At 69.7% G+C, this 16,192-nt stretch carries 14 protein-coding genes; 12 read left to right on the plus strand and 2 right to left on the minus strand.

Translation table 11 applies throughout. The features are described from left to right. Nucleotides 1-4: 4 nt before the first annotated feature. From AVP41_RS00475 to AVP41_RS00485, 3 genes are read left to right on the plus strand one after another with little or no spacing between them, the layout of a single operon-like run. Complete coding sequence (locus tag AVP41_RS00475; protein WP_157532351.1) at nucleotides 5-1,024, plus strand: hypothetical protein; 1,020 nt, start codon at nucleotides 5-7, stop codon at nucleotides 1,022-1,024. Continuing rightward, nucleotides 1,015-1,617: an ATP-binding cassette domain-containing protein gene (locus AVP41_RS00480; protein WP_067159220.1), complete on the plus strand. Its 603-nt coding sequence runs from the start codon at nucleotides 1,015-1,017 to the stop codon at nucleotides 1,615-1,617. The genes AVP41_RS00475 and AVP41_RS00480 overlap by 10 nt, the downstream gene beginning before the upstream one ends. Beyond that, entirely contained in the window at nucleotides 1,614-2,699 is a 1,086-nt protein-coding gene (locus tag AVP41_RS00485; protein ID WP_157532352.1) for a hypothetical protein, read from the plus strand. Before AVP41_RS00480 ends, AVP41_RS00485 begins: the two co-directional genes overlap by 4 nt. 28 nt (nucleotides 2,700-2,727) lie before the next feature. On the opposite strand, the gene AVP41_RS00490 is transcribed toward AVP41_RS00485, so the two are convergent. Then, entirely contained in the window at nucleotides 2,728-3,600 is an 873-nt protein-coding gene (locus tag AVP41_RS00490) for a serine hydrolase domain-containing protein (protein WP_067159227.1), read from the minus strand. 131 nt (nucleotides 3,601-3,731) lie between these two features. Between AVP41_RS00490 and AVP41_RS00495 the strand changes: the two genes are divergently transcribed. The 5 genes from AVP41_RS00495 to AVP41_RS16220 all read left to right on the plus strand — a co-directional run bounded on the left by AVP41_RS00495 (nucleotide 3,732) and on the right by AVP41_RS16220 (nucleotide 9,539). Beyond that, entirely contained in the window at nucleotides 3,732-4,232 is a 501-nt protein-coding gene (locus AVP41_RS00495) for a hypothetical protein (protein ID WP_067159230.1), read from the plus strand. A gap of 109 nt (nucleotides 4,233-4,341) precedes the next feature. Further along, on the plus strand, nucleotides 4,342-4,929 hold the full coding sequence (locus AVP41_RS00500; protein ID WP_067159233.1) for a MarR family winged helix-turn-helix transcriptional regulator: 588 nt from the start codon (nucleotides 4,342-4,344) through the stop codon (nucleotides 4,927-4,929). Nucleotides 4,930-5,038: 109 nt separating this feature from the next. Next, the gene (locus AVP41_RS00505; protein ID WP_157532353.1) at nucleotides 5,039-6,331 is read left to right on the plus strand and encodes an MFS transporter; all 1,293 of its coding nucleotides are present in this window, start codon (nucleotides 5,039-5,041) and stop codon (nucleotides 6,329-6,331) included. Further along, on the plus strand, nucleotides 6,328-9,204 hold the full coding sequence (locus tag AVP41_RS00510) for an alpha-L-rhamnosidase (protein ID WP_067159236.1): 2,877 nt from the start codon (nucleotides 6,328-6,330) through the stop codon (nucleotides 9,202-9,204). The genes AVP41_RS00505 and AVP41_RS00510 overlap by 4 nt, the downstream gene beginning before the upstream one ends. A gap of 32 nt (nucleotides 9,205-9,236) precedes the next feature. Next, nucleotides 9,237-9,539 (plus strand): helix-turn-helix domain-containing protein, encoded by a 303-nt coding sequence (locus tag AVP41_RS16220; RefSeq protein WP_231902692.1) that lies wholly within the window; start codon nucleotides 9,237-9,239, stop codon nucleotides 9,537-9,539. On the opposite strand, the gene AVP41_RS00515 is transcribed toward AVP41_RS16220, so the two are convergent. Then, on the minus strand, nucleotides 9,466-10,902 hold the full coding sequence (locus AVP41_RS00515; protein WP_067159238.1) for a carboxylesterase/lipase family protein: 1,437 nt from the start codon (nucleotides 10,900-10,902) through the stop codon (nucleotides 9,466-9,468). The two genes, AVP41_RS16220 and AVP41_RS00515, sit on opposite strands and share 74 nt — an antisense overlap. A 268-nt stretch (nucleotides 10,903-11,170) precedes the next feature. Between AVP41_RS00515 and AVP41_RS00520 the strand changes: the two genes are divergently transcribed. The 4 genes from AVP41_RS00520 (at nucleotide 11,171) to AVP41_RS00535 (ending at nucleotide 16,131) form a co-directional block, all read left to right on the plus strand. Beyond that, a complete protein-coding gene (locus AVP41_RS00520; protein ID WP_067159241.1) occupies nucleotides 11,171-12,529 on the plus strand; it encodes an ABC transporter substrate-binding protein in 1,359 nt (452 codons plus the stop codon). A 57-nt stretch (nucleotides 12,530-12,586) separates the two neighbouring features. Next, nucleotides 12,587-13,525 carry a carbohydrate ABC transporter permease gene (locus AVP41_RS00525; protein ID WP_067159244.1) on the plus strand — a complete coding sequence of 313 codons (939 nt, stop codon included), beginning with the start codon at nucleotides 12,587-12,589 and terminating at the stop codon, nucleotides 13,523-13,525. Next, on the plus strand, nucleotides 13,525-14,424 hold the full coding sequence (locus AVP41_RS00530) for a carbohydrate ABC transporter permease (RefSeq protein WP_067159247.1): 900 nt from the start codon (nucleotides 13,525-13,527) through the stop codon (nucleotides 14,422-14,424). Before AVP41_RS00525 ends, AVP41_RS00530 begins: the two co-directional genes overlap by 1 nt. A 93-nt stretch (nucleotides 14,425-14,517) precedes the next feature. Continuing rightward, nucleotides 14,518-16,131, plus strand: a complete 1,614-nt coding sequence (locus AVP41_RS00535) for a right-handed parallel beta-helix repeat-containing protein (protein ID WP_067159250.1) — start codon at nucleotides 14,518-14,520, stop codon at nucleotides 16,129-16,131. Nucleotides 16,132-16,192 lie beyond the last annotated feature (61 nt).

Here is a 16,192-nt window from a genome sequence, read left to right on the forward strand (position 1 = left end):
AGTGGTGAACAGAGGAACGGTCGCGGTGATCGGCGGTGCCGCACTGTGCCTCGGCGCCGCCATCGGGATCGCCGTGACCTCGCTTCCGCTGCCGGCCTCTCTCGAGCAGGCGCAAACGGACGACAGCTTCCCGGTCTCGGGTCGAACCTTCGCCGATGAACGCGCGGTCGAGATCGGGATCGAAGCCGGTACGCCGCGCACGGTGACCGTTGACCGCAGCGGCCTGCTGACGGCGTCGGCGTGCGAGCCCGGCGAGCCGTTGAGATCCGGGACCGCTCCGTTCCAGATCGACGGCGATGACGTGCTCCTCCTCGCGACGGCTGTTCCTCTCTGGCGAGAGCTCGCGCCCGGGTCCACCGGTGCCGACGTCCGAGCCCTGGAGAAGGAGCTCGCCCGGCTCGGCGGCGACCTCACGCCCGATGACGCGTTCACGGCGAAGACACTCGGCGTGCTCCGGGACCTCGTCGAAAAGGCCGGCGGTGACCCTGACGCGGTGGACAGCGCCGACCCGGCACGCATCGGCTGGCTGCCCGCGCCGGAGATCGCCGCCACCGCCTGCCCGACGCCCGTCGGAGCGCGGGTGAGCGGCGGGACGGTCCTCGCGGAGCTTCCGGCGCTGGTGCTCGGAGCGAAGGTCACCCCGCTTCCCGACGGTCTCGCGCCGGGGGAGCGGGTCGTCCTCGTCGACGATCAGACATTCGCCGTCGATGAGTCCGGCGCACTCGGTGCGGAAGACGTGGACCGGCTCGCGGCAACTCCGTCCTTCGCCGCGGCGCGTCACGTTTCGCCGGATCAGACGGTGAGCGGCCAATTGATGCTGGCGGAACCGGTGACCGCGTACGCCGTCCCCCCTCGGGCCATCATCGAGGATGGCGACGTCCGCTGCGTCGTCGAGGACGGCACAGCGGTACCCATCGACGTCCTCGCCTCCCAGCTCGGTCAGTCCTTCGTGCGTCCGACAGGCCCGGACACGACACTGTCCGACGTGGCCCTCGCGCACCCCGACGGGGCGCGATGCGGCTGACGGCGTCGGGCCTGGGGCACCGGTTCGGTGACCAGCCGTTCCTCTTCCGCGGCCTCGACCTCGACTTGGAGGCCGGTCACACGTACGCCGTGACCGGCCCCTCGGGGTCGGGAAAGACCACGCTCCTGAGCATCCTCGCCGGCGGGGTCGCCCCCGCCGAGGGCGAGCTCCGGCGCGACCTCGACGGGCCCACGGTGTGGGTCTTCCAGAACCCGCACGGCGTCCATCAGCGTCGCGCGCTCGATCACGTGACCCTTCCGCTCCTTGCGGCGGGCGCGACCCGCCCGGAGGCAGAGGCGGAGGCGGCGGAACTGCTCGAGCGCTTCGGGCTGGCGCATCGCGCCGACACCCGTTTCTCGGCGCTGTCCGGCGGCGAAGCGCAGCGCCTCCTGCTGGCGCGAGCCGTGGCCGCGCATCCGGCGCTGCTGCTGGTCGACGAACCGACGGCGCAGCTCGACGCGGTCACCTCCGCCGCCGTGAACCAGGCGCTTCAGGCGCTGGCCGGGAACGACGCCATCGTGGTGATCGCCACTCACGATCCCGGCACGCGCGACGCCTGTACCGACCACATCGACCTGGGCCTCTCCTCGTGAACGCTCGCAAGGGATCCATGGCGCTGGCCTCGGTCTGGGGGGAGGCGTACCGGAACCTGATCGCCGGGGTCGGGGGGAGCAGGGTTCTGCTGATCGTCGTCATCGTCCTCACCGCGTGCGGCGTCCTCGTTCCCCAGCTGGCGCTCCTCCGGGCCGATGCCCGGGCCGTCGCCTATCAGCGCTCCGGAGCGGCGACCCTCATCGTCACGGCCGAAGGACGTATCGACGGACTGCGTTGCGAGGCCTTCCAGCAGCTCGAGAACGTGACCGCTGCCGGTGCGCTCCGGGAGCGCGAAGGGCTCACGCTCGCGCTGCTGCCGAGCACGACGGTCCGCTACTTCGAGAGCACCCCGCAGTTCGCCGGTGTGCTCGGGGCGAGCGGCACGGGCGCCGGGCTGCTCCTGTCCGACGAGGTCGCCGATGCCGTCGGCTGGCGTGACGGCGAGACGCTGTCGCTCGCGGAGCGCGGCAGGGTGCCGGTGGCCGGGCGTTTCGCCTATCCCGACGACGGTCGCGTCGCCGGGCTCGGCTATGCGATCGTCGGCGACGCCCCGGCATCGTCGGGGCTCTTCGACGAATGCTGGGTGACGGTGTGGCCCCAGACGCCGATCGTCGAGTCGCTCGCCGGTCTCGTCGTGGTCCCGGGGGGCGCCGGTGCCGCCGCAGGACCGACGCTTCTCCAGGCCAACGCGACCCTGGGTGCGCGCTTCAGCGCGGACACCGAGCGTGTGATCTGGAGCGGGGCCGGAATCGCGGCCGCCCTCCTCATCGCCGCCGCCGTGGCCTTTCACGTGCGGGGGAGACGACTCGAGCTGGCCTCGGCGCGTCACGTCGGTGTGCGTCCCGCCGACCAGTACGCCATCACGGTGATCGAGGTCACGGTCCTCGCCGGGATCGCCATGGTCATCGTCCTCCCGGTCGCGGTCTCCCTGATCGTCAGCGCGCCGTCGATCGCGGTCCCGCTGATGTGGCATGCCGTCCAGAGCGCCGTCCTCGCGCTCGCGGGAGCGATCGGCGGGGCATGGGTCGGACTCGCCGGCCTGCGTGAACGCCACCTCTTCCGCTACTTCCGCGAACGCTGATGCCTCCGGCCCGTCGGTCCGGCCGTGTTCACGTCGCGGCGTGGGCCTCGAGCTGACTGACGGCGTACTCGGCGATCGCATCGGCACCGACGTGGTCGTGGGCGCTGATGGTGACCACGGCGTCGCCGAGGAAGATCAGCAACTGGCCGTGGGCGCCGTGGAGTCGCCACGCCGGTCCCGGACCGCCCCAGCCGCTGAGCCCGTAGCGGTCGTAGGCGGGCGCCGAACCGGTGGGCACCATGTCGGTGTGCATCGCGTCGATCCACTCGCCCGACACCAGTGCTCGCCCCTGCCACATGCCGCGGTCGCGGAGGAGGCGTCCGATGCGCGCCATCTCCTCGGTGCGCAGGCGGAGGCCGGCTCCGGCGACGACGAAGCCGTTCGGACACCGGTCCCAGGACACGTCGGTCAAGCCGAGCGGTGCGAACAGGCGCGGTTCGAGGAAGGAGGCGACGTCTCCCACCGAGGCGGCGAGCACCCGCATCGCCGTGTACGTGCTCGCGTTCGAGTACTGGAACACGCGGCCCCGGGACGGTCGGCCGAGGAACTCCCGCGCGAGGTCGGGCCAGTCGGTCATCATCGTCTCTGACCACGGCAGATCGATGCCGCTCGTCATCGTGAGGAGGTGGCGGAGCGTGACGTGCTCGACGCCCGACCCCGTCGGCAGATCCGGGAGAGCAGCCGCGACCGGCTCATCGAACGAGAGGAGTCCCTCGTCGGCAGCCATCCCCGCCGCCAGGACGCACACGCCCTTCGCGACGGAATGGATGTCCTCCCGGACGTCCGGCGCCCAGCGGCGTTCGGACACATCGTCGCCGACGAGCACGTGCAGTCCGTGCGCGCCGAAACCGGTCTCGTCGATGCGCGCCGCGATGGCTGCGCACACCACGTCTGCCGTCACGTCGTCTCCCTCGCCACCGACCGCGGGGCTGCGCTGCGGTCCACCCCATTATCGATGTCGCGGCGCGTCGTGGCGGGGGTGCGAGGTGGATACCTCGCACGCGTCCTGAGGGAGATCCCTATGCTCTCGTCATGACGAGTTCCGAGGTGATCGCGCGGGGACGCTACGACGTGGATCCGGGCAGTGTGGAGCTCGGTGGAGTCGACGACCAGACACGCATCGACGAGGCCGGGTGCGCCAACCTGCTCTTCACCGTTCCCGGTGTCGCGCCGGGGCGCCAGGACCTCGGCCCCTCGATCGATCTGGGCGATCTGTGGTGGGTGGAGCCGGTGTCGTCGGCGACGGGGGAGCTCGCCTCGCTGGCCCTTCTGGTGACGTCCTTCCACATCGGCCGCGGAGCGTTGGCGGGAACCCTGGAGAGGGTCGACGGCGCAGAACAAGGTCGCGTGCACTGGCGGGTCACGATCGACTCCGGCTCCATCACGGCGCCGCCGATCCACTTCGCGGACGAAGGTGACCCACCGACCCAGGCGTCCTGGAAGGATGACGCGGTCGTCGCCGCTCTCCATCGGCGGGACGACGGAGCGGTCGTAGCGATCGACCTGTGGCAGTCGACGGATCCCGCTGTGTGACCACGTCGAGGCCATCTCGCCCGCCAGGATGAGCACGTGGCGCGGTCGCCCCGGTGCATCCGCGGCCCCGAGGTGGATGCTCCTCCGCCCGACCGGAGAGAATGGCCCCATGCCCCGCCCTCCTGCCGACGCCGTCCTGCTCGCCTCCGATCCCGACCTGATGCGAGCGGTGGTGGGTGGCGACGGGTTGGATGCGCGAGCGGCGATGCAGGCGATCGTCACGTGGGCTTCCTCGGGGTCCCGTCGCGAAGACCTCCTGCGGCGCAGCAGATTCCCGCTCGAGGGCGACATGCTGGCGTTCCTCGTCGTCAACCAGCTCGCGTACCGCGGTGCCACGCGTCCGACGGAGCTCGCCGACGCCGTCGACACGGGCCGGTCGAACCTTTCCAAGGTGGTGCGCCGGCTGGAGGTGGCCGGTCTCGTCGGCCGCATGACCAATCCCGTCGACGGTCGAGAGACGATGATCGCGCTCACGCCGGACGGGCGCTCGGTCGCCGAGCGCATCGTCGCCGCCAGCGAGGACGACTTCGCGGGCGCCCTGGCGGAGTGGAGCGATGCCGAGCGCGAGCGCTTCGAAGACCTGATCATCCGACTCGTGCGCGACCTCGACCGTCGTGTCGGCGGAGACATCCAGCGCGTCGCGGGCGTGCCCTGGCAGGAGTCCGCGACGCGCTGGCACCCCCACCCCATCTCCTGAGGGACGCTCGCGTCGGGGCGAGGGAGGCGCGTCACTGCAATGATTGTCGCTAGGACAATCATGCGGTACGGTGAACGCGATCGTTCTCGCTGGCTTCGAAGGAGAAGCAATGTCCCCGCGCTCCCTGCACACCCGTCCCTGGTGGGTCGCCGTCGTCTCCGGCATGGCGTCGTACATCGACTCCGCCGCCATCACCGGCTTCAGCACGTCGCTCGTGATCCTGCAGCAGGCGCTCCGCCTCGAACAGTGGCAGGTCGGGGTGGCCGCGGGGGCGCTGACGTTGTCGATCGCCGTCGGCGCCCTCGTCGGCGGACGCCTGGGCGACCGGTTCGGGCGTCGACCGGTGTTCACGGCCACCATGGTGCTCATCATCGCCGCCGTCGTCGCGCTCCTGCTCGCCCCGTCGTTCACGGCGGTCGTCGCGGGAGCGGTCCTGCTCGGTCTCGGGACGGGCGCCGACCTCCCGGTGTCGCTCTCGACCATCGCCGAGGCGGCGGACGACCGCAACCGGGGCCGGCTCCTCGGGTTCTCCAATCTCCTGTGGATCGTGGGCATCGTGGTCAATACGGTGCTCGCGAGCACCGTGGGCGACTGGGGTCGCGCCGGCGCACAGGTGCTGTTCGCACACATCGGCCTCGTCGCCGTCCTAGTTCTGCTGGGACGCCTGACGATTCCGGAGTCGGCGAACTGGAAGGCGGCGCGCGCCGAGCGTCGCGCGGGCGTCCCGACGATCCGCGCCGACCGGGCGCGCGTTCTCGACCTGCTGCGGCCGCCGTACGTCGTGCCGTTCCTCGCGCTCCTCGCCTTCTACGCCCTCACCAACCTGGTCGCCAACACGAGCGGTCAGTTCGGGACCTACATCGTGGTCACCTATGGCGGCGCGACCGTGGCGGAGGCAGCCCACATCGCCCTGCCGATGGTTCCGATCGCCGTGCTCGGCTACCTCTGGTTCATGAAGGTCGCCGACGGCCCGAGGCGCTTTCTGTACTTCCAGATCGGCGCGGTGCTCATGATCTCCTCGAAGCTCCTCATCGTCATCGCGGGGCTCAACCTCGTCACCTATGCCCTCAGCGCGCTGCTCGCCGCCGTCGGGGGAGCCTTCGCCTTCGAGGGCATCATGAAGGTGTGGACGCAGGAGTCGTTCCCCACCCTGCTGCGCTCCACCGCTCAGGGGGCGATCATCGCCGTCGGCCGGTTCGCGGCCGCCGGACTCGCCGTGGTGACACCGCTCATCCTCGACGCCGGTGTCACGCTCATGTACGTGCTCCTGACGGCGTTCAACGTGCTCGGCCTCGCTGCGGCATGGATCGTGTTCCGGCAGCGTCGCGCGACACGCGTGTTCGATGAGGAAGCGGTCGTCGAGCCCGCGCGTGAGGCGCCCACCGCGGGAGCCGCGTCGTGACGGTGTCCTCCAGCCTCGTGGCTCGCGTCGACATCGACGGCCCGCTCGTCGGGCCTTCCACCGTGGCCGTGCCGGTCCCGCTTCCCCGGATCGGCTGGCGGGTGGCCGCGGCCGATGCCGGATGGCAGCAGGTCGCGGCCGAGGTGCGCTGGGACGGGGATGAGGGCGGGGTGCGGACCGTTCGCCTCAGCGGGGAGGACCGCCTGCGCATCGCGTGGCCGTTCTCGGCCCTGGCGCCCCGAGACCGTGGAGAGGTGCGGGTGCGGGTCGTCGGAAGCGACGGCGAGATCAGCCCGTGGAGCGAGCCGCTCACGGTCGTCGCTGCTTTCCTCGGCGAGGGGGAGTGGACGGCGCAGTGGATCGGCCATCCGGAGCCCGATCGGCACGCGCAGCCGGCGATCCTCCGGCACGAGTTCGAGGCGTATGGCGTGGTGCGGGCGACGCTCTACGCCACCGCCGTGGGCGGATATCAGGCGGCGCTCAACGGCACGGACGTCGATGACGATGTGCTGAAGCCCGGATGGACGCCCTACGGCGCGCGCACCGTGCACGACACCACGGATGTCACGGCTCTCCTCAGGGAGGGCGTCAACTGTCTGAGCATTCGCTTGGCCGGCCTCTGGGCCACGGAGCACTTCGGGTTCCGGCAGAATGCACAGCCCCGCTACGGAGCGCAGCCGCGTGTCGCCGCGCAGCTGCGTCTCGACTTCGCCGACGGATCACACCGCTGGGTCGCGACGGGTGAGGGATGGGCCGCCGCGGCCGGCGCGCTGCAGACGAGCGGGCTGTACGCCGGGGAGTCCTACGACGCGCGAGAACTGCCCCGCGATACCGCGGGCCGCCGGCCGGAGGAACCGGGGTTCGACGATCGCGGCTGGTCTCCCGTGGCGGTGACCCGCGGTGATCCGATGCCCGGGCCGCGGATCTCGCCGCCCGTCCGCCGCGCGGAGGAGATCGTCCCGGTGGAGATGATCGCGGGCGTGGACGGCGCGGTCATCCTCGACTTCGGTCAGAACCTCGTCGGGCGGCTCCGCATCCGCGTCTCCGGCCCGGCGGGGACGACCGTCACCCTCCGGCACGCCGAGGTGCTCGACGGCGGCAGGCTCGGCACGCGTCCGCTGCGTCGCGCGAGCGCGACCGACCGCTACACCCTCGCCGGTGGGGGGTGCGAGGTGTGGGAGCCGGAGTTCACCTTCCACGGCTTCCGGTATGCCGAGGTGTCCGGGTGGCCCGGGGAACTCCATGCCGGAGACGTGGTGGCGGTCGTGGTGCACAGCGACCTCCAGCGCACCGGGTGGTTCCAGACGTCCCACCCGCTGCTGCAACGACTGCACGACAACGTGGTGTGGAGCCTGCGCGGCAACTTCCTCTCGATCCCGACGGACTGTCCCCAGCGCGATGAGCGGCTCGGCTGGACCGGCGACATCCAGGTGTTCGCGCCGACGGCCGCCTTCCTCTACGACGTCCGTGGCTTCCTCGACTCGTGGCTGCGCGACCTCGCCCTGGAACAAGACGAGGCCGGCATGGTCCCCTTCGTCGTGCCGAACGTGATCGGGATCGCACGTCCTGCCGCCGCGTGGGGTGATGCCGCCGTCGTGGTCCCCGACGTCCTCGAACGTCACTTCGGTGACATCGACACGCTCGCTCGTCAGTACCCCAGTGCTCGCGCGTGGACCGAGCTGTGCCTTCGACTGGCCGGACCTCGTCGGATCTGGGAAGGCGACTTCCAATTCGGCGACTGGCTCGACCCCACGGCCCCGCCGGATCGGCCGGGGCAGGCCATGACCGCGACGGGACTGGTCGCCACGGCGTGCCTGGCTCGGTCGGTGCGATTGCTGGCGCGCGCCGCCGGCCTCCTGGGCCGGGAGGACGAGGCCGTGCGATACGCCGGGGTCGCGGAGGAGGTCCGCGCCGCCTTCGTCCGCGAGTACGTCACTCCGGCCGGCCGCATGCTCTCCGACACGCCGACGGCCTACGCGCTCGGCCTCGTCTTCGACCTTCTGCCCGAGGCGTTGCGCGCATCCGCCGGAGCCCGCTTGGCAGACCTCGTGCGCGAGAACGGATACCGCATCGCCACGGGGTTCGTCGGCACCCCGTTGATCCTCGACGCGCTCACGGCGACGGGGCACGACGCCGCGGCGGCGCGGCTCCTGCTCCAGACCGGCTGCCCGTCGTGGCTGTACCCCGTGACCCGGGGCGCCACGACCATCTGGGAGCGGTGGGACTCGCTCCTCCCCGATGGCGCGATCAACCCGGGCGACATGACGAGTTTCAACCACTACGCCCTCGGCGCGGTCGCCGACTGGATGCACCGCGAGCTCGCCGGGCTCTCGATCCTCGCTCCGGGGCATCGCCGTATCCGGATCTCGCCGCATCCCCTTCCGGGCATCGACGACGCCTCCGCCACCTACGAGAGCCCGTTCGGCAGGATCGTGGTCGGGTGGGAACGGACGGGAGAGGTCGTGACGGTTGTCGCGGAGCTCCCCACGGGCGTCGAAGCCGAGGTGCGGCTGCCGGGCCCGTCCCTGGGGGCGGGATCGGCGGTAAGCGGGGGAGACGTCTTCACCGCCGGCCCGGGGAGCCATCGGTGGGAGTGTGCCGTGGTCGCCGCGCCGCCGCCGGGAGCGGTGGGTCTCGGATCCTCGCTCGCGGACGTCGCCGACGACCCGGAGGCCCTCGCGCTCGTCGAAGAGCTGCTGGATGCCCATCGTCCGGGCGCCGCCGCCACGATGCATGCCGGAACGCGGTGGACCCGCGGGCAGACGCTCGCCGAGCTCGTTTTCCAGTACGCCAGCCCGGCGGTGCAGTCGGAGATCGCTGTCCGGCTCGGCGAACTGTCCGAAAGCCGGCATCAGGGCGGTGGGGCGCCATGACGGGCGGGGGTGCCCCTGGCCGGCCGGCCCTGATGTGGCGCGAGGCGCTCGGCGCCGAACTGCGATGGCGTCGCGCCGTGCGGGGAGAGACGCTGGCGAGCGTCGCGGCGCGCGCGGGCGTCAGCGGTCAGTACCTGTCGGAGATCGAGCGCGGCCGGAAGGAGGCCTCGAGCGAAGTCCTCGCCGCCCTAGGACGGGCCCACGGGATGTCCCTCTCGGCGGTCCTTCGTGCCGTCGCCACGCGCCTGGATGCGGCGGAGCTCACTCCAGGGCGTCGATCACGGCAGCCCGGCGCTGGGGCACCGTCTCCGGCGTCACATCCCAGATCCGGGTGAGGCGCGCGTCGTCGAACGCGGGCCAGCCCGGGTCTCCCGTGGCGATGAAGGAGACCCAGGCGGCGTGCATGTCGCGCGCGAGAGACTCTGGGGCGTCGTCTCCGATCAGGCGCACCGCGTCTTCGTCGTCGAGTCGGCCGAAGGCGAACGCGATCTCGATGGCGTGGGCCGCGCGCAGGTCGCGCACCGGACTGGGCCAGGCGAACTCGTAGAGGTACGTCGGGGCCGTCCGGGCACGGCCGAGCCGTGTCGCCGGCGCGCGCAGCACGCGATCGGTGATCAGCTGCCCGAGTACCTCGCCGGCGGACGCGTACGGCATCGCGTCGCGCACGGCACGCGCGGCTCGCTCGCGGATCCGCAAAGCGCGGCGGGCCAGCCACGACTTCGCCCGGCCGATCGCGGCGAGCTCGTCGGACCCCAGCCAGAGCCGGTACTCGTCGGTGTTGGTGCCGATGAGAATCGGAACGTCGGCCTCGGTGAGCGCGAGGTGCGGGGAGCGGGGGAGCGATTCCGCGTCGACCGCGAGGACGAATCCGGGCGCACCCTTCAGGGGAGAAGAACCGGCGGCGACCTCGGCGCGTGCGCGGACGAGGTCGGCGGGCGGGACGGCCGCGAACGCCTCGCGGGTCGCCGCGATGCCGAGCCGCTTCGCGATCGCATCCGACGCGCGGCGGGCCCGGGCGGGATCGGATGCCTCGAGCGGGCCGGACTGGATGATGGCGCCGGCGACGAGGGCCCGCGAGGTGGGGCGGGCGAGGAGAGCGGCGACGAGCGCGCCGCCCGCCGACTCGCCCATGATCGTGATGCGCGCCGGGTCACCGCCGAAGGCCGCGATCTCGCGGTGCACCCATTCGAGTGCGAGAGCGACGTCGCGCAGGCCCAGATTGAGTGGCGCGCCGTCGAGGACGCTGAAGCCCTCGGCGCCGAGCCGGTAGTTGGCCGACACGAACACCACGCCGTCGCGGGCGAAGGGCGTTCCGTCGTAGGCGGGTTGCGCGGCCGTGCCGTGCTCCAGCGAGCCGCCGTGCAACCACAGCACCACCGGAGCGTCGGCCGCTGGCGCAGCCGGAGCCCACACGTTGACGGTGAGGGTATCCTCGCCGTCCAGGATCACCGCGTGGAGGAGCTCGCCCAGGGCGCCGCGATAGGGCGACTGCGGGGAGGTCGGGCCGAAACCGAGGGTTTCACGGACGCCGTCCCACGGGGCTGCCGCCACCGGCGCGGCGAACCGGCGATCCCCGACGGGAGGTTCGGCATACGGGATGCCGAGGAACCGCCGGACGTCGCCGATCTCGGTGCCGCGCACCCCACCGGTGGACAGTGTGACGACGGGGGCGGACGAGGGTTCCTCCGATGCGAGCATGCCCTCAGCGTATGACGAGGGTGACGCGGATGGCCGTCGCCGCCGCTGACGGCAGTGGGCGGGCTCATCGACTAACGGGAGCGCACTTCTGCCGCAACGGTCGCGGGGCGCGAGCCCGCGATGGGGAGGCGAGCGATCTCCCCTCCCGGTGCGATGATGCGGCATTGACAAGCCCACCACCCGTCCTTACGATGAGCGAGACAACGTTGTCGCGGGTACATCAACCCGGTGTTTCAGCTCTCAACGAGGAGGACTAGTGAAAAACACCATGCGCAGATCCGTTCGCCTGTTCATTCCCGTGCTCGCGATCTCTGTGATTCTGACCGGCTGTTCGGAGCCCGCGGAACCCGACGTCGACCCGGATGCTCCGGTCACGATCACCGTCTCGAATCAGCCTCCCGCAAGCCAGGCCGCCGAGCTCGAGGCGTATCTCAAGGTCATCGAGGACTTCCGCGCCGAGCACCCGAACATCACGGTGAAAGGCGTCGAGACGGGCTGGGACCCGCAGACCTTCCAAGCCCAGCTGGCCGGAGGGCAGCTCCCGAACGTGATGGTGGTGCCCTTCACCGAACCGCAAGGACTCATTGCGCGAGGCCAGCTGGCCGACATCACGGCCGAACTCGAGCAGGTGGGTCTCAAGGACATGCTCAATCCCTCCGCTTCAGCGGTGGGTCGGGATGCCGAGGGTCGATACTTCGGGGTTCCCGTGGACGCCTACGCTCTGGGGCTCGCGTACAATCGCGACCTCTTCGAGAAGGCCGGACTCGACCCCGACAAGCCCCCGGCGACCTGGAACGAGGTTCGCGAGGCAGCCAAGACGATCAGTGAGGAGACCGGAGTCCCGGGCTATGTGCAGATGACCTCCGGCGGCCAGGGAGGGTGGATGCTCACCGCTATGACGTACGCGGCTGGAGGTACGGTCGAAAACGACGACGGCTCCGCCGTCACGTTCACCGATCCGCCTGGGGCGATGCAGCAGCAACTCGAACTGCTCCACGCGATGCGGTGGGACGACGAGTCGATGGGCAGCAACTTCACCTACGACCAGATGGGTGCCCTCAAGGAGTTCGCCGCCGGTCGGGTGGGCATGGTGATCAGCGCCCCCATCGGCTATGCCTTCACCACGCAGCTCTTCGGCATGGACGGGAAAGACTTCGGGCTGGCCCCGATGCCCCAGGGTGCCGAGGCGGGAGGCTCGCTCAGCGGAGGCGCGCTGCACGTCGTGACCCCGGGGTCGACGCCCGAGCAGCGGCTCGCAGCTGTCGAGTTCATCGCCTTCCGTCTCGAGATGTATCTGGATGAGGACACCGCTGTCGAGGCCGCGAAGCTCGCCGTCGAGGCCGGCATGCCCGTCGGGCTTCCAGGTCTTTCGCCGCTCAAGGGCGACTACCGCGACCGCTACCTCGAATGGGTGGCGGACTACGTCAATGTTCCGCTGGAGAACTTCGCCCTCTACGACGAGACCGTGAACACGATCCCGCTGCGTCCGGAACCTCCGGTGAAGGCGCAGGAGGTGTACGCGAGCCTCGACTCCGTCGTCCAAGCGGTCCTGACCACGAGAGACACGGACATTCCTGCCACTCTCGCGACGACCAAGTCCACCATCGAGGGACTCCTCTCTCGGTGACCTTCAGAGGCGGGCGTGTGCAGCTGTGCACGCCCGCCGGAGAGGCACTCGCTCACGATGGCTACCGTCGCAGAGAGGCCCACTGCCCGGCCAGTGGCGCCGTCTCATCCCGCGCGTCCTCCGCGGCGCCGTCGACGCCGAGTCGACATCGCCGCGATCGTCTTCGCGTTGCCGGCGGCCCTCGCCTTCGGCTACTTCGCGTGGGGTCCGATCATCCGCGGCGTGGTGATGAGCTGGCAGCGCACCAACCTCATCGACCCGGCGACCTGGGTCGGCTGGAGCAACTTCGCCTTCGTCCTCCAGAACCCGGTGCTCGGTCACGCCGTGATCAACACGCTCCTGTTCGTCGTCCTGAGCGTGCTCCTCGGGTTCCCCGTCCCCCTGCTTCTCGCCGTTCTGATCTCCGAGTTGCGGCACCGCCAGCTCTACCTCGTCCTGGCGTTCCTGCCGGTGGTGATCCCCCCGGTCGTCGGGATCCTGCTGTGGAAGGTCTTCTACGACTCCTCTGCCCAGGGCCTGTTCAACCAGGCTCTCGCCGTGTTCGGCCTGGGCCCGGTGTCGTGGCTCAACGATCCAGGCATTGCGCTGCCGGCACTCGTGGTCGAGTCGGTGTGGGCTGCCGCGGGGTCGGCCATGGTCATCTACGTCGCCGCCCTCGCCAGCGTGCGAACAGAGCTCTACGAGGCGGCTGAGCTCGACGGCGCCGGGCTGTTCCGCCGGATCGTGTCGGTGACGCTCCCGCAACTGAGGGGAGTGATGCTGGTGCTCCTCCTTCTTCAGTTGATCGGTGTCGCTCAAGTCTTCGCCGAGCCCTTCCTCTTCACGGGGGGCGGGCCGAACAACGCCACGGTCACGGTCATGCTGCTGATCTACCGCTATGCCTTCATCAGCGGTGACTTCGGTGCGGCGAGCGCCCTCAGTGTGATGCTCGCGGTCGTTCTGGCCCTGCTCTCGGTCGTCTACCTGAGGGCCACGCGACGTTGGAGCGAGCGCTGATGGCCCGCGCGTCCGAGCTGGTCGAGCGGGGGATCCTCTCCGCCGTCGAGCGGCGTCAGACCTCCGCGCGGCTGGGTCTGGCCGTCACGCATGTCGTGCTTCTGATCGTGCTGGTCGTCACCGGGCTTCTCCCGCTCCTCTGGCTCGCGAAGGCGGCGGTCTCCACGACGCAAGACACGGTGACCGATCCGTTGGCCTTCTTCCCGTCGGGGGAGATCGCCTGGAGCAATCTGCTGGACGCTTGGACGACGGGTCGCATCGGGCAGTTCCTCCTCAACACCGCCGAGATCGCCGCGGGAACGGTGCTCGCCACGCTCTTCGTGAGTGTGACCGCGGCCTACGTCATCAGTGTTCTGCGTCCGCCGTGGGCGCGATACTTCTTCGGGGCGATCCTGGCGACGCTCTTCATCCCGGGTGTCATCTCTCTGGTCCCCCTCTACCTGACGGTCGTGTCCCTTCCTCCCTTCGACGTGAGCCTGCTGAACACGTACTGGGCCATCTGGCTCCCGGCCTCAGCCAATGCGGTCGTCGTCGTGATCGTGCAGCGATTCTTCGACGGGATACCGCGAGAGCTCTTTGAAGCGGCGCGCATCGACGGGGCCGGTCCCGTGCGGGTCTTCCTGCTGATCGCGTTGCCGTTGTCCCGACCGATCATCGGCGTGGTGGCTCTGCTGACGGCGGTCAACTCGTGGAAGGACTTCCTCTGGCCGTTGATCGTCATCAGCGACGCCAGCCGGCAGCCCATCTCCGTCGCGCTCGCTCAGTCGGCGCAGAGCACCACGCTGAGTTTCCAGCTCGCGGGGATGTTCATCGCGGTGCTGGTTCCCATCGTCCTCTTCATCGCGTTTCAGCGGTCCTTCCTTCAGGGGGTGAGCGCGACCGGCGGAATCAAGGGCTGACGAAGCCCTTGCCCATGTCGTCGTCGCCCGCGTGGCGACACGTCGAGTGAGACAACGTTGTCTCGCTCGTCCATCGAGAAAAGGAGCAGTTGGATGAAAATCTCACATCTGAGACGCGTCGCCGTCATGACGGTCGGCGCGCTCATCGCATCGGCGGCGATCGCCCTCGGCGCCGCGCCCGCGTGGGCCGTCGGAACGACGTACTACATCGACGCCGTCGCGGGATCGGATGCGCAGGCAGGAACCACCCCCGCAACGGCGTGGCGTTCGCTCGCCAAGGTCAATGCGACGACGTTCTCCGCCGGCGATCAGATCCTCTTCCACACCGACCAGAGCTGGGCCGGGCAACTCAAGCCCAAGGGATCCGGCTCGGCGGGGAACCCCATCGTGATCTCCAGCTACGGAGGCGGCGATCGGCCGTTCTTCGACGGTGGTTCGCTGACCGAAGGCGGAACGGTGTACCTGAAGAACCAGAGCTACTGGACGATCTCGGATCTGGAGATCGTCAACGATTCCGGCAAGGGGCCGTTCGTTGCCGCAGAGGCGCGCTGGGGAATCCTCGTGCTCAACGACGGGGGCGGCCTGCTGAAGGGCATCACCATCGAGGACAACTACGTGCACGACGTCAACGGCTGCTTCGACTGCACCGGCATCGGAAACTCGCACACCAACGGCGGCATCGTGGTCGGCGCCAATCTCTCCACTGTCGTGTCCTTCAAGCGCGACAGCTACGACGGCGTGGACATCCGCAACAACCGCGTCGATCAGGTGGGACGCACCGGTATTCACTTCGAGGACGTCTCCAGTGGTTTCTACCTCTGGGTCGACCCCGCGGCGATCAGCAAGAACGTCACGATCGCCGGGAACCACGTCAGCATGACCGACAGCGACGGAATCACCGTGCGCGGCGCACGGGACGTGCTGATCGAGCACAACGTGGTCGAGGACGCCGGACAAGAGACGAGTCTCGCTCAAAACCAGCCGATGGCTGTCGGGATCTGGCCCGCCAAGACGATCAACACCCTCATCCAGTACAACGAGGTCTACCGCACTCGCTACAACCACACCGACGGTCAGGGCTATGACGTCGATCTCAGCTCGAGCGATACGACGCTGCAGTACAACTACAGCGAAGAGAACGAAGGCGGTTTCCTGTTGCTGATGTACAGCGACGTGGCGGACATCGGCACCGGGGTCACGGTGCGATACAACGTGAGCGTCAACGATGGAACCGCCCATCAGAAGGGCATCTTCGCTTTCTCGTATGGAGTGAAGCCGCAGACGCACATCTACAACAACACGGTGTTCGTGCCGGAAGGAAGCCAAGCGGACATCATGCACTGCGAGACCTGCAATGTGTCGAGCGCGTGGTCCTTCCGCAACAACATCGTCGCGAACTTCGGTTCCGGGGGTTACGGCTACCCGACCGCGAACGCGACGTTCGACTCGAACACGTTCCACGGCAACCACCCGGCGAGCGAGCCGGCCGATCCCCACAAGCTCACCAGCGATCCGCAGTTCCTGGCGCCGCCGACGGGCCCCGGGTATGGAGCCGCGAACGCGGCTGGACTGCAGATCCCGTCGACGTCGCCGTCGTCGGGCACGGGAGTGCTGATCTCGGGGAACGGAGGTCTCGACTACTTCGGCAACACCGTCTCGTCCGTGGCGCCTCCCAGCCGGGGATTCCACGAGCCGCTCACGCACTGACCGCCTCCACGACGCCGAGGGCCAGCGGATTCCGCTGGTCCTCGGCCCGCGAACGAAAGAG

Origin of the sequence: Microbacterium sp. TNHR37B (assembly GCF_001620065.1) — a bacterium.
Lineage (GTDB): Bacteria > Actinomycetota > Actinomycetes > Actinomycetales > Microbacteriaceae > Microbacterium.

Coding starts and splice junctions, on each gene's coding strand:
- AVP41_RS00480 (WP_067159220.1), top strand. CDS start 1,015: ATGCGGCTGACGGCGTCGGGCCTGGGGCACCGGTTCGGTGACCAGCCG.
- AVP41_RS00500 (WP_067159233.1), top strand. CDS start 4,342: ATGCCCCGCCCTCCTGCCGACGCCGTCCTGCTCGCCTCCGATCCCGAC.
- AVP41_RS00515 (WP_067159238.1), bottom strand. CDS start 10,902: ATGCTCGCATCGGAGGAACCCTCGTCCGCCCCCGTCGTCACACTGTCC.
- AVP41_RS00520 (WP_067159241.1), top strand. CDS start 11,171: ATGCGCAGATCCGTTCGCCTGTTCATTCCCGTGCTCGCGATCTCTGTG.
- AVP41_RS00530 (WP_067159247.1), top strand. CDS start 13,525: ATGGCCCGCGCGTCCGAGCTGGTCGAGCGGGGGATCCTCTCCGCCGTC.
- AVP41_RS16220 (WP_231902692.1), top strand. CDS start 9,237: ATGTGGCGCGAGGCGCTCGGCGCCGAACTGCGATGGCGTCGCGCCGTG.
- AVP41_RS00525 (WP_067159244.1), top strand. CDS start 12,587: ATGGCTACCGTCGCAGAGAGGCCCACTGCCCGGCCAGTGGCGCCGTCT.
- AVP41_RS00535 (WP_067159250.1), top strand. CDS start 14,518: ATGAAAATCTCACATCTGAGACGCGTCGCCGTCATGACGGTCGGCGCG.
- AVP41_RS00495 (WP_067159230.1), top strand. CDS start 3,732: ATGACGAGTTCCGAGGTGATCGCGCGGGGACGCTACGACGTGGATCCG.
- AVP41_RS00505 (WP_157532353.1), top strand. CDS start 5,039: ATGTCCCCGCGCTCCCTGCACACCCGTCCCTGGTGGGTCGCCGTCGTC.